Source organism: Paenibacillus sp. NAIST15-1 (assembly GCF_001894745.1).
In the GTDB taxonomy this organism is placed as follows: domain Bacteria; phylum Bacillota; class Bacilli; order Paenibacillales; family Paenibacillaceae; genus Paenibacillus_B; species Paenibacillus_B suaedae.
In genome coordinates, this window is sequence record NZ_BBYF01000004.1 from 126,461 (window position 1) to 140,101 (window position 13,641).

The 13,641-nt window shown below is 48.2% G+C and carries 13 protein-coding genes; all 13 read right to left on the reverse strand.

The window, feature by feature from the left end:
* Window positions 1-552: 552 nt before the first annotated feature.
* The 13 genes from PBN151_RS11490 to spoIID all read right to left on the reverse strand — a co-directional run bounded on the left by PBN151_RS11490 (window position 553) and on the right by spoIID (window position 13,578).
* Window positions 553-1,686: an MraY family glycosyltransferase gene (locus tag PBN151_RS11490; protein WP_072729060.1), complete on the reverse strand. Its 1,134-nt coding sequence runs from the start codon at window positions 1,684-1,686 to the stop codon at window positions 553-555.
* 114 nt (window positions 1,687-1,800) lie between these two features.
* Complete coding sequence (locus PBN151_RS11495) at window positions 1,801-2,559, reverse strand: WecB/TagA/CpsF family glycosyltransferase (protein ID WP_072729061.1); 759 nt, start codon at window positions 2,557-2,559, stop codon at window positions 1,801-1,803.
* Window positions 2,560-2,572: 13 nt separating this feature from the next.
* A complete protein-coding gene (csaB, locus tag PBN151_RS11500) occupies window positions 2,573-3,763 on the reverse strand; it encodes a polysaccharide pyruvyl transferase CsaB (RefSeq protein WP_139295327.1) in 1,191 nt (396 codons plus the stop codon).
* The gene (locus PBN151_RS11505; RefSeq protein WP_072729062.1) at window positions 3,739-5,745 is read right to left on the reverse strand and encodes a DUF5693 family protein; all 2,007 of its coding nucleotides are present in this window, start codon (window positions 5,743-5,745) and stop codon (window positions 3,739-3,741) included. The genes csaB and PBN151_RS11505 overlap by 25 nt, the downstream gene beginning before the upstream one ends.
* Window positions 5,746-5,934: 189 nt before the next feature.
* Window positions 5,935-6,366, reverse strand: a complete 432-nt coding sequence (gene fabZ, locus PBN151_RS11510) for a 3-hydroxyacyl-ACP dehydratase FabZ (protein ID WP_021257147.1) — start codon at window positions 6,364-6,366, stop codon at window positions 5,935-5,937.
* A 285-nt stretch (window positions 6,367-6,651) separates the two neighbouring features.
* Window positions 6,652-7,185: a CDP-alcohol phosphatidyltransferase family protein gene (locus PBN151_RS11515; RefSeq protein ID WP_072729063.1), complete on the reverse strand. Its 534-nt coding sequence runs from the start codon at window positions 7,183-7,185 to the stop codon at window positions 6,652-6,654.
* A gap of 182 nt (window positions 7,186-7,367) precedes the next feature.
* Window positions 7,368-7,841 (reverse strand): DNA-directed RNA polymerase subunit beta, encoded by a 474-nt coding sequence (locus PBN151_RS30410; protein WP_083545107.1) that lies wholly within the window; start codon window positions 7,839-7,841, stop codon window positions 7,368-7,370.
* Between the two features lie 17 nt (window positions 7,842-7,858).
* Window positions 7,859-8,683, reverse strand: coding sequence for a flagellar hook-basal body protein (locus PBN151_RS11525; protein ID WP_072729064.1), 825 nt, complete (start codon window positions 8,681-8,683; stop codon window positions 7,859-7,861).
* 23 nt (window positions 8,684-8,706) lie between these two features.
* Entirely contained in the window at window positions 8,707-9,588 is an 882-nt protein-coding gene (locus tag PBN151_RS11530) for a flagellar hook-basal body protein (protein ID WP_021257151.1), read from the reverse strand.
* A 45-nt stretch (window positions 9,589-9,633) separates the two neighbouring features.
* Window positions 9,634-10,632: a rod shape-determining protein gene (gene mreB / locus PBN151_RS11535; protein ID WP_021257152.1), complete on the reverse strand. Its 999-nt coding sequence runs from the start codon at window positions 10,630-10,632 to the stop codon at window positions 9,634-9,636.
* A gap of 168 nt (window positions 10,633-10,800) precedes the next feature.
* Entirely contained in the window at window positions 10,801-11,088 is a 288-nt protein-coding gene (spoIIID, locus tag PBN151_RS11540; RefSeq protein WP_021257153.1) for a sporulation transcriptional regulator SpoIIID, read from the reverse strand.
* Window positions 11,089-11,437: 349 nt separating this feature from the next.
* Window positions 11,438-12,232, reverse strand: coding sequence for a M23 family metallopeptidase (locus PBN151_RS11545; RefSeq protein ID WP_021257155.1), 795 nt, complete (start codon window positions 12,230-12,232; stop codon window positions 11,438-11,440).
* A 164-nt stretch (window positions 12,233-12,396) separates the two neighbouring features.
* Window positions 12,397-13,578: a stage II sporulation protein D gene (gene spoIID / locus PBN151_RS11550; RefSeq protein ID WP_083545108.1), complete on the reverse strand. Its 1,182-nt coding sequence runs from the start codon at window positions 13,576-13,578 to the stop codon at window positions 12,397-12,399.
* Window positions 13,579-13,641 lie beyond the last annotated feature (63 nt).

Below are 13,641 nucleotides of genomic sequence, written 5' to 3' on the forward strand. Positions count from 1 at the left end.
TAAATTTTAGTCAAAACTCCGAAGTTTGTATTGAGAACAGACAAAGAGAAGAGAAAGGACATTTACTGTGGTGCTCACGGAAGTAGAACTTTCAGAAGACTTTAGTTAAGAGGCACACATTGAGGGGAATTATTAAGCACTTAAAAATGATAAAAAGGAGATTTAACAGACCTACTTACAAGATACTTGTAGAGGTCCTTTTTGAGGTGTTTTTAAAAGGGAATAGCTAAGTAGTTGAATTGAATAGATCCACACTTCAATGGTTTACTAAAGAAGTTCATAAACGATCCTATATGAGGTTGTTAAGAAATAGGAAAATTAACTCAATAGAAGGAAGGATTCTAATGGTCGATATAGAACCAGCAGCGCGACATAGAAGTACATATCATATTGAAATGCATTTTAGTCACTATAGACGAGTATAAAAAAACCTTTGCCTCGAGTAGTTCAGGACAAGCCTGATCCACTCAAGAGCAAAGGTTCTATTTACAACATACATTATAATTGCGTTCTTACTTCATCAAAGTCCCCATAAAAGACTTGTGGCTATCGTTATTTCGAACGTGATTCAGCGTGTACCTTCATGCGCAAGCGGTGCAGGATGTTCAGCATCGGCTTTCTTGTCTTACTTACGATACCAATCACCTCAGCCCCAAGCTGGAGCGATACGAGCAACACACAGATGACCACGAGCGTTACCCAGTTCGCATCATGCGATGCGGCTACGGATTGGATAACCGCCAGCACTCCGAAGAATGCGGCAATACCGTAAATGATGAGCACTGTCTTGCGATGGCTGAAGCCCAGTTCGCGCAGGCAATGGTGCAAGTGACCTTTGTCTGGTGCGAAGATCGGCTTCTTCTGCAGCCAGCGGCGTACAATCGCGAAGAATGTATCGGACAGCGGCACACCAATAATAAGCAATGGTGTAATGAACGACATGATTGCAATCTGCTTGAAGCCCAGCATGGACAAGACAGCCAAGCTGAAGCCTAAGAACAAGGAACCGGAATCCCCCATAAAGATCTTAGCTGGGTGGAAGTTAAAGAACAAGAATCCAATAATACTTCCAAGCAAGATCGCGCAGAGCAAGATGATTACCGGATTGCCCATAAAGATCGCCATGACGAGGATGGTAGCAATGGCAATAGCAGAAACACCAGCAGCCAGTCCGTCCAAGCCATCAATCAAATTAATTGCATTCGTCACACCAACGATCCAGAAGATCGTAAGCGGAATTGCAACCCATGTTTCAATAAATAAATATTTATCGCCAAACGGCACATTTACAAAGTCTACAGTTAAATCAAATCCGAATACCACGACACACGCAGCTACAATCTGACCGAGCAGTTTCGCTTTCGCGGACAGCTCAACACGATCATCCAGTGCACCAATCAGTATAATGATGGAGCCTCCGGCAAGCAGTGCCTTCACAAGATTCGCATCTCGCGATGAACCAAGCAGTGTATCAGGGATAAATAACATAAGTCCAAGCAGCGTCAGTACGAACGCCGCAAAAATAGCCAAACCACCCATGCGGGGCATGATGCGCGTATGCACTTTCCGCGCATTCGGTACGTCAACCGCACCTACTTTGATCGCAAACTTCTTCACTAAAGGCGTTAATCCTGTGGCAAGCAGCAGAGCTGCCAGGCAGCCACCAATTGCGTATACGGTCATCATCGGTAGTTTCAACCCCCATTTATGTTACCGGATCGAATTATACTCCGTTCAAAATGGAAACACCAATGCCGGATTCATGTGAAAACTTACGAAAATGAAAGATTAAGCGTCATTTTACTGCACTTTTGTGGGCTTATCTTTATCCCGCATCACTTTCCAAGCAAATTTAGGCAATGCCATCATTCGCATGAAGCGCTTTGGCTCCTTAACTAAGCGATACAGCCATTCAATACGCAGCTTCTGTACCCACATTGGTGCCCGCTTGGCCTTGCCTGAAATAACATCAAAGCTGCCCCCAACACCCATCATAAAGGGAACTTCTAGCTGTTGGCGATATCTTGCAATCCAAGGATCTTGTGTGTCGGCTCCGCGAGCAACGAACAGCAAGTCAGGATTCGCCGCACGAACTTGTGCAATAACCTCTTCATCTTCATCACTTTTGAAAAAGCCATCTCGGTATCCGACAATGGAGATGGACGGATACTGTTCTTGTAACCGTTCTGCTGCCGCTTGAACCACCTCTGGAGCTGCACCCAAGAGATACACCTTCCACTTGCGCGGTTCACCCATCTTCAGCAGCTCATGCAGCAGATCGAAGCCCGTTACTCGTTCAACGACAGGATCACCGAACTTATTTGCTGCCCAGACAATGCCTGTTCCATCTGGAACAACCAAGTCCGCCTGCTTCATGACGGCCATATTCTTATCATTCTCCAAGGCGGCCATCACCATGATGGGATTCGCTGTAATCACCTGAATGGAGCGCCCAGCGTCAATATGATCAACAAGAAGCTTTACGGTATCTTCCATATTCAACTTGGAAAAGGGAATGCCGTAAATCGAAACCTTAGGTACATCCTTCATTTCTAACATATCACAAACCACCTTACGCCTTATGACGCAGCCATTGCACAATTTGTTGCGCTGGCTGTTCTGCTTCTTGCTTCAATAAAGTTATTGCTTTTTGATGTTTCTCGCGCCAGCCATCTACATCATCGAGCAAGCAGCACATATGAGATGCAGCACGAGCAGCATCTAGCTTGGCTGTTGTGCCAATCGCCTCTTCCTGCAATCGATGCAGGAATTGGTCGATCTTCGGATCATAAGAAATACCCGCAAGCGGCACCTCTTGGGAGGCCGCATAAATAAGAGAATGCAATCGCATTCCGACTAACACCCTGCATTGACTTACTTCCTGCAGCATGGACTGAGGATGCTCAAGCGGAGCGCATAAGCTCATCACCGTGCCAGCTTCAGAAGCAGCAGCTGATGGGCCGCCGCACAATCCATCTACTTCGGAAACCTCATCCTCAAGCTTCTTCATGACATAACGGGATGCCTCTTCATCACTTGCTCCATGGAACGGCAAAAACCGTAAATGGACTTTCCGCATCCGACTAAGCTGAAGCAGCATATCAGCGATCGCATCCATATCGGATCGATCTTGATTCCAGAATCGAAGGGAAACCCCAACATAGGGGCGGCCTGCCGCATCGAACCCTGTCCCATGATCGAGTGCGGGCTGCCCAGGCTTAGATGACGGCAACCGAAGACCCATTACTGGATCAGGTACAACATGGATCGCTTCTTTGCCCACTCCCATTCGCATCAAAAGCTCTGCAGACTCACGATCACGTACAGACACATAAGCAGCTCGGTTGAATACGTGACGAATGTACGGATAGAAAGACTGGCGGTTTACCGGACCAACTCCTTGCGAATAAATGAACGTCGGCTTACGGAACCACTGTGCCAGTTTCAGCACACCTAAGTAATAAGGAATCGTCTTCGAACTGGTCGCATCCTGCAGCAAGCTTCCGCCGCCGCTAATCAACCCATCGCTGCTGCGAATCGCACCCAGCAAGGCTCCGGGCTTCATTCGATGCACAGCTTCTACCCCATACAACCGAGTCGTTGTCTCTGGATCACCAGACAATACGACAGGCTCGATTGCCATGCCAGCTTCTTCGCCAGCACGTTCCAAGGCGGTCAGTATCGACAACAGAACCGCCTCGTCACCACTATTATTGAATCCGTAATATCCGGACAGTACTATTCTTGTAGCTTTGGACGCCATGCATCCCAACACCTTTCAATGATAGTCCACACGAAAATGCCAATGATCCCGATAACCAGTCCAAGGCCAAGACCAAGGAGTGTACGAAGTGTCGACATGATGATCGGCGTATGGATATGAGCGAATGTATCAACCATGGACAACTGGCCGATAACCGCGATGATGAATGCATATAGAGCTATCCGATAACGATATGCTGCAAATGCCGCAATCAAGAACAACGGGTGCGCCATCAAGAACTCTTTATTTCGTGGCCGAACTCCCAACGTATTTTCAAGCAAGGAACGGAACGATTTTTCCAAGGAAGATACGTTACCTGCGTTCCCCGTACGCGACAGGTAGTACAATCCCACTACGCCCGCGACGCCAGCAGCCACGACCATCAATACCGTAACCGGCATCTTAAGCCAACGATTGGCTTCCTTCACAACAGAATCTCCACGGTAGAGGAAGATATACAATGCGGTAAGGCCAATCGGCAGGAAGTGCAGCAGACTGACTCCACGGAATTGAGTTATTACAAGGCTGTACGTAATGTTGTTAAGCAATGCAATGACGAACGGAATAGCCATCAGCGACAACACCGTCGTGCGTAAGAACAATCCAACCGATTTGCCAAAGCGAGCCTTGAAGCTTGTAACCGGAGGACTCATGTCCACTCTTCGAACAGCGAGCACCATCGCAATCGTTGGCGCACTTATCGCCACCCCAAGGGCAAGCACTTGCTCGAAGAAGGCTGGCTTCAATACGTACATTCCTGCGCTTCCAATCAAGCCCAGAACGAAGGCAGGAAGCATCACAGCCGGCACAAAATAAGAAAGCATCAGCGCGATTAATGCTACGCCGCCAATAACTACGATAATCTTCGCAATTTTCTGCCATGAAGCGTCAAATACCGTAAATGGTTCAGCTGTACCCATTGTAAATCCGTTTTTCTCAATCGATGCAATTGCATCTCCAGGCTCTTTCAGTGTGTGAATCAGATTATCAATGGAAGTCACAATCTCAGACTTCTTCATATCTTTTTTCACACCTGCGTTCAAATAAATCATCCGAATATTGCGATCCTTCGTAGCAAGCGAGAAGCGATCAGCTAATACATCGATTTCATTGAATGACTCCTGATCGTTAATCGAATGAAGTCGAACTACATTATATTTCGTCAAATAAGCAAGCTTGTTCATCCCCTGCTGCGGCTTCTTCAAGCCTTCAATGGCAGCAATACCGATGTTGTGCTTATTCAATAGATCAGCAAAGCCTGTCAAACTTTTTTTCTCTGCATCATCATTAAAGCCTTTAACTGCATCGCCATCAAAGAGAATACGCGTTACGCCCAATGAATTGTAGTATTGCAGCAGCTCATCCATTTGCTCTTGATCATATTCCGAGCTGTCGGACAAACGCGGCATAATTGTATATCCTTTATCCACAAGCATCTGAATTGTGATTGGATCCTGTGGCATTGACTTCATTACTGCGGATTCAACCGGAGTTTCCAAGATCAATCCATTGTGGCCTTCATACTGCCACGTACGAACCTCTACACCCAAACGAAGGAAAGTCTTCTCAATCATAGGAGAAAGCTTCTGTTCGTTCTCAGATGACGTGAACAAAAGATATGTATAATTTTCATTCAGAGGCGGAAGCTTCTTCTGCAGCGTTGCTGCATCGCTAGAGTTGTAAATCAACAATCTTCGTGCGGACTTCATATCCGACAAATTGCTTTCGAACAACGCCATCGTGTGAACGCCTGCATCTTTTAAGCGTCCCAACTGCTCATCAATAAATTCATTTGGCTTGGGCATCAGCGCAGACATATCGACCAAATTACGATAATTGAATACAATTTCAACCTTATTCGCCGACTGTTCTGTCTGTACGCGCTGCACTGCTACAGGAATAGCAGCTACCAGTCCGACAATGACCACAAGCCATAGCCACTTTTTCATTTGTCGGTTCCATTTCTCTACCTGTTGAAACACTTGTTTCCCTCCTTAAGCCATTCCGAATACATCATCATGTGGAATATCACAATACTTCTACCGTGCATCATTCGATGAGTTCCGAGTCCATTCGACACCGATGGCACACAGCTAATGTTCAGCTCCGGTTATCCTTAGAATAACCGAACTCTCTGCATTCATTGCAAATGATTCCACCTATGCTGTATTCTACTCGCGATCCGACAATGCGAACATTAATTCACCTTCAGCAACGACCTTATCGCCAACCTTGGCTGTAGCCTGTCCCTTGCCGATCGTCCCCTTCAATCGTGTAATCTCTACTGTAAGTGTAAGCGTATCGCCAGGTACGACTTGTCCACGAAAACGGAAATTGTCGATTCCAGCAAAGAAAGCAAGTTTCCCTTGATTTTGCTCCAATTTCAAAATAGCTACTGCACCAACCTGTGCGAGCGCTTCAACAATGAGAACTCCCGGCATAACCGGATAACCAGGGAAGTGACCTGCAAAATGCGGCTCGTTCATTGTAACATTCTTAATTCCGACGGCACGCTTGCCTTCTTCTACTTCAAGAATACGGTCAACGAGCAGAAAAGGGTAACGGTGTGGAATAATTTCCTGGATTTGCTCAACTGTCAACATAATGCAATCTCCTCTCTTCCTCTGCCGTATAAGACGACAGCTATGCGTCAATACTAAGATCATCCTTCATGACTGCAGGCCTGAAGGTTGAGATAAGGGGCTTCCCGCAGCTTCGGCTGTTCGGGGAGCTCTCTTCTTAGAATCAGAATGCGCAACTTCCATGCAAGTCATTCTGTCTTAGCAAGACACGTAAAGACAAGTAACTTGAACGTAAAACAAATGATGAATCGTCATCAAGGTAAAAATAAACATTTCTTTCGTTGTCCCACAAGAGACATGCCTGCATCATATCCGATGCTCAGCTTCTGCCTCTTCCTTGCGATTGATTCGAATAAACAAGAGCGCATACATAAAGGATGTAAGGAATGAGAATACGATAACCACCCATAAGAGCTCAACTGCATAAGTCCATTGGAAGTAGACGAACAGGATCGCGATATAATAGAAGACTGTCGTCAATTTCCCCATCCAATTCGCAGGCACTGTCTTCTTTCCCTTGAAATGAAATAAAGCGGAACATGCAATCATCCCTGCATCTCGAATCAGCATCGCTACAGCAGCCATCCATGGCATATCTCCAGACCATAGCAAAGAAAACATGACGGTCAACATCATAAGCTTATCTGCCAATGGATCCAACATCATGCCGATATTCGTTACTAAATTATGTTTGCGCGCGATATACCCGTCCAGAATATCGGTCAGTCCAGCGAGCAACCAAACTCCGAATGCGGCGTACCGCTCACCTATGAAGAACAAAGCCACATATACGGGGATGAGAACGAATCGAATCATCGTCAACATATTCGGTAAATTCAACCTCAAAACCCCCAGTTCCCCCCATTTTCATTGTTCCTCCAACTCATTATACATGCCCGAAAACAAAAATGAAACTTTATCAAATCGTATAGCTCCCTATAGCCCTCAAGGGGGGAGCGATGACGGACAAAGTCCTTTCGGCCACCAAACAAGCAAAAAATCCCCACAAAGTGGGGACTCCGCTATCCGAACACAAGTTGGAACAAGTGTGTCCATGTGTTTATATTCAGTGCATCTGTAAAAGAGCCCTTACCTAACACGACAAATCCGGCAACCATTCCGCCGAATGTGGCTAGCACGCATAACAGTGGGACAATGGCCAGTCGAAAAATCCACTTCCCTGCCTTCGAACGACGAACCGGCTTCTGCTGAGGTGGCTGAGGTTCTTCCTGCTCCACCTCAGACGCTGGCTTAGCAGCATCCTTACCCTTGCGCAGACGCTGCTTGCGCCGCTCTTCGAATACTGGCTGCTGAGCAGGCTTGCCCACTACCGGCAATTCCTCATGAACGTCGGATTCGGCCTCCGTCTTCGTCTCCACATCCTCTGGTTCCGAGCCGGAATGAGAGCGGTGCAGACGCGCTAACGATATATCCTGTTGCAGCGGCTCGTACTCATAATCGAGCAGCTTCTTGTCTTTCCCTTCTTGGTCACTCATTATCTCACCTGCTTCGTTTACGCGCGAAGGTTATTCGCAAGCCCCCACATCGCGTCTCCGGAAGTCAAGGCCCGAGCGGACATCTGATACGCTCGCTGCGCTTGAATCAAGTCATTCATCTCGTCGATCAGCGATACATTCGATTGCTCAATCATGCCTTGCCGAACGTGAACCGCTTGGTTTTGTGTAAGATCAAGATCCTCCACAACAGCATTGCGGTTCGTATTTGGGGCCATTACGTAATAGTTGTTCTCTGTCTGAATAAGGAGTTCTGGGCTGATCGGCTTTACTACCTTCAGCGTAGCGATCGGATTCGGAACAACCGTCAAGCCGTTCTTCGTCGCGAATACTTGCCCCTTGTCATTAACCTGTATCTCTTGATCCAGCCCAATTCGGATCTCAGCGCCGTCTTTGTCCAGCACCTTATCCCCTTGAGCCGTCACAAGCACCTTTTCCTTCGTATTCGGATCAATCGTGTAATGAAAAGCGCCTTCTCGAATCCAAGCAGATTGACCATTGTCCAGTTCGAGCTCGAATAGCGCGTTGCCTTCCAGCGCAAAATCCGTGCTTACACCTGTTTGCTTCAATGCCCCTTGGGTGAAGTCTCGACTTAATGCAGTCAAATAAGATCCATAGCCAAGCGTATATCCCATCGGGGTCGCTCTTCCTGGTTGGCGGTAATCCTTATCATGCTGTCTTACATTCGTAAGCACATCAGCGAATGTCGCTGACTTCCGCTTATAACCGTTCGTATTTAAGTTCGCCATATTGTCCGCGACGATATCCAGCTTGCGCTGAATGCCATTCATCGAAGAGGCTGCAGAAATCATAGACTGGTTCATATCGTTCCTCCTATTCTAAGCGCTTAGACGCGCCCTACCTCATTGACCGTCTTTTCCAGCGTCTTATCAAAGAATTGAACGACTTTCTGATTCGCCTCATAGGCACGGAATGCCGTCATCATATCCGTCATCGATTGCGTAGGATCTACATTAGAACGCTCCAAATAACCTTGTTGTACCTGAATTTGCTGTTGATCACCAGCTGTCCACGCGACTGCTGCTGCTTGACCAGCCCCTGTTGCGTCCAGTCGGAAGCGGCCATTTCCCGTCCGAATAAGCTGATTCGGATTGTCGATACGGGAAATGAGCAGATCTGCCCCTCCAATCGCAGCGTTCGTTCGCGCATCATACATCCGGCCTGTCCCATCCAGTTTGATATCATCTATCGACACATTCGCCGGCAATACAATTGGAGCTTGATTCCGGTTCAGCACAAGTGCTCCGTCTGCCGTCGTCAGCTCATGGCGTGCATTCAAGCGAAAATGGCCATCACGCGTAAAACGCAACTCATTGCCTTCCCGAACCGTAAAGAATGCTTCCGGCTTATAAACAATATTGCCTTGCGCATCCCGTCCCTTGCCTGAAGCATCAAAGACCACGCCCGGGACGCCCAAATCCGTCAATAATGCAAAGTCGCCTGATTGATTCGTCTGCATCAGATCGCCTTGGCTGAACAGCATACGGCTCTCTTCCGCGAATACCCCTGTATTCAAGCGGCCAATGGTACGACCTGCCCCTTGATCGCCGCCCTGTAAGGACAGCATCATCTCAGGAAATGAACGCACTGCCCCTGTTACTGACTTGAACCCGGGCGTATTGATATTCGTTATATTATTCGTAACCGTATCATGCCGCCGTTGTTGGGTCATCATGCCCGAGGCAGCTGTATACAAACCTCTAATCATGTCGTTTCCTCCCGATCTGTCAAAGCATATACAATGTATATCGGATTAAACGAATGATTTCTTAACGACCTTGTCCAAATTATCCAGCATGATTCCGGTACCTTTGACGACGCAGTGCATTGGATCCTCTGCAATAAGCACAGGAACCTTCAATTCGTCAGCCATCAGCTCGTCCAATCCATCAAGAAGCGCCCCGCCGCCAGTCAAAATGACGCCGCGATCGATAATATCCGCCGACAATTCTGGCGGTGTCCGTTCCAATACCGACTTCGCAGCAGCGACAATCGAAGAAATTGGATCCCACAAAGCTTCTCGAACTTCATCGGATGTGATCGTTACGGTATATGGGAGGCCCGAAACCATGTCACGTCCGCGGATGTCCATTTCCCGTTGTCCACCTTCACGCACCGTCCCGATGTTAATCTTAATATCTTCAGACGTACGCTCTCCGATTAGCAACTTATACTTGGATTTTATATATTTCATGATGGAGCTGTCGAACTTGTCCCCAGCAATTTTAATAGAAGAGGCGGTAACGATGTCTCCCATGGACAATACCGCCACGTCCGTCGTTCCGCCGCCGATGTCAACGACCATGTTGCCGCTCGGTTGGAAGATATCCATACCCGCGCCAATTGCCGCTGCCTTCGGTTCTTCTTCCAGGAAAACATCTTTGGCACCGCTCTTCTCAGCCGCTTCGCGAATTGCCTTCTGTTCTACTGAAGTAATATTTGTCGGCGCGCAAATCAAGATGCGTGGGTGCGAGTACCATTTGCGACCGCCGACTCGTGAAATAAAGTGCTTCAGCATTGCTTCCGTAACTTCGAAGTCAGCGATGACTCCGTCTCTAAGCGGGCGGATGGGTACGATATTGCCCGGTGTCCGACCAACCATTCTGTGGGCTTCTTCACCCACGGCGAGGACTCGCTTTGAATCGCTTTCGATTGCTACAACCGAAGGCTCGTTCAAGACGACCCCCTTCCCCTTGACATGGATGAGAACGTTTGCCGTTCCCAAGTCAATTCCAATATCCTTGCTAAGCATAAGTTCGAGAGCCTCCACATTCATTTTTCATGTCTAAATCGAGAAATTACGACCGTTTTCTGCAAAATATTTACTCATCGTTTACCATATCATACTTTCTCTGCTACGTTCAATGACAGATTGGAGGGCAGCTCACATTTTAAAAAGTTATTGGAATGGGGTGGTGGTTTAGGATTTACCGGCCGTCATCACCTCACGTTTTTTTGAAGTCGTCTTCTTATATTTGATCTTCGTTGCTTCTCCACCACGCAAGTGACGAACGGACTTATGGTATTCGAGAATGTGCTTCACCTGATCAGCCAGATCGGGGTTAATCTCAGGCAGCCGTTCGGTCAAATCTTTGTGCACCGTGCTTTTAGACACGCCGAACTCTTTAGCGATTGTACGAACCGTATGCTTCGTTTCGACGATGCAGCGGCCGATTTTGATGGTCCGTTCTTTGATGTAGTCGTGCACGTTCCCGCCTCCCTACTCGGTTTAATTGGTACATTATATGAGTGGGTCGCACACTTATGCGTTGTAACCGAGCCTGACAAGCTTGGCTTAGCCGATATTTTTGCCAAGGCTCTCATCGGACAAGTCGAACAACAAGGCAATCCAAGCAAAGTTAAAACAGGAAAAAAAGCTTAGTCAAGCGGAATTCCGCTTCTTGGTAATCCGTGAATTCAATCATTCATCATTGGAGTGGCGAGAGCAAAAAAATATTAGAAAAAGTTCGTTTCAATTCCGCTATTCCTCCTACAAATAAAAAACGGACGAATGCCCTTAAGACATACGCCCGATGTTGTTACCATGTTTAACTGAATTAGTTTTTAACCAGAACCGTTGTCGGATTTACTGGCTTATTCTCATTGTACACCTCAAAGTGAACATGAACGCCCAGTTCCTTCTCCAATTCACTGCGACCTGCTGTAGCTAGCGCGTCGCCCTTCTTCACAACATCGCCTTGCTTCACTTTCACATCAGCCAAGCTCTGATATACTGTCTTCATGCCATTGCCATGATCCACTTCGACAACAAATCCATTCGTCGCATGCTGTTCAGCACGTGTTACTTTACCGCTCATTGCAGCTACTACATCAAATGCCTGCTTGTCCTTGCGCGCCAAGTCGATACCTACATTCGGAGTAAAGGTTTGCTTGTACTGCACCATTGCTGCCGCTTGCTCTTCCTTCGAAGCCTTCTCGTCATAGTACGGCATGACGACATCTACATCACCAGAATTCGCCACTGGCCATCCGAGTGTTTCGTTGGTTGCAACTACTTCGACTGCGTCCTCTTTGGTTCCAGCTGTTGTACCTGCAGTTGATTCGCCTTGCTTGATTGTTTGCCCTGCTTGCGTCGCATCCTTGTTTGGGTCGAGCGGTTTGTGATTCAAGTCTTGATAGACCCAGACTAGAGTTAGGATAATTGCTGCTGCGGCCATGTACAAAGCGGGGAATACCCATTTCTTCGACAACAGCTTTCTCCATGAGGATGTGTGAACCGCTTGAGCCCCTTGCATCGATTTGGAGGCTTCAGACGGATTTGCTGTGCTTGTCGTAGATGTATTCATCGTTGTTTTGTTTTTTGAGTTTTGATTTTGGTTTTGTTCACTCATTTGTGATCACCTCAGTAACCATTGTTACCGAGGCTAGTACTTTTATACGTAGAAATGCTAATTTTTAAGATATGAAGCTACCAATGCTTCTGCAAGAAGTCTAGCTCCTTATATAACAAGGGTTTTCCCTGCCTCTCTGCATAATTGATCTGCGTCTTGCTGTACTATCCTTTTAGTTTAGCCGATGCTAACTTCGAAGCTTTGTCCACCTTCACACCTTTATAATAGTACGTTACGATTTGTTCCGCAGTAGCCCCTTCTTTGGCCATTCCTTGCGCACCGTATTGGCTCATGCCAACACCATGCCCGAAACCGTACGTAGTAATGACTAGTTTTCCATCCACCATGCTCCAATCGAATGCACTCGATCGCAGCCCTAGCTTCTCTCGAATTTCGCGACCTGTGAACTGTTCTGTACCGACTTGAACTTGACCAACTCTCTTACCGGGGGTACGGGATAAGATCCGGAGCTGATTCCGAATGACTTGCGCGGATCCGGACTTATTTGATGTCCCGCCACCGGATTGCAGCTTCAATGCTTGCGCGGATACACCTAGTTCTGATAGAAGCGCCTCTACCTTATATGTAGTGCTCTCCGCAAATCGCGGCGCTACCCGTTCATCCCAAGGGCTTGCCACACTTTTCAAGTAAGCGACCGGGTTTCCCCAATAATCCTCGGCATTCTCGGTATATCCATTACTTGTGGAGAAAAATGCAGCCATAATCGGTTTGCCTTCATACGTAATGATCTGATCCTCTGTTTCCTCTACGGCGCGGCTCAGCTTCGCCGCCGCTTCCTTCGGCAGCCGCTCCATCTCCGCGAGCGGCTTATAGGCTTGATGGGCGACGGTATCGGTTACATCGGCCCCCTCAGGTGCGCCGCTTGTATCCTGCGCCAGCAGGCGGCGCATAATGTACGTGCGGGCGGCCATCGCCTGCGCCTTGAGCGCTTCGAGCTCGAAGCTGCTCGGCATTTCTGCTGCGAGGACGCCGCGCACATACTGCTCCAGCGCGACGCTCTCAACTTGGCGCGTGCCGCTCAGGTACACGCGCACCATGGGCTGCGCCGCCGCTGTGCTGGGCGGCGGCGACACCTTCGGCGCCTGCGGCGCCGCGCGCTCGCTACGAGCGCTCGTGCTTACCCCCTGCTGGTGCTCTTGCACCAGCAGGAGCGGCACGAGCAGCGCGAGCGCAATAAGCGCGCCAGCCCATAGGGCGGTGCGCGCTAGCAGCGGCAGGGGGCGTCTTCGCAGGCCCCAGCGGCCCCTGCCGCCAAGGCGCAGGCGCGGCTTCAGCCAACGTGCGAGCCGCCGCGCCTGCGCAGATAACATCGGTTGCGTTGCCATTGGTCTCACTCCTCTTTCTATTTTAACGATTCCTCTCACTTTCTTATCTAGCATTTCACGAAA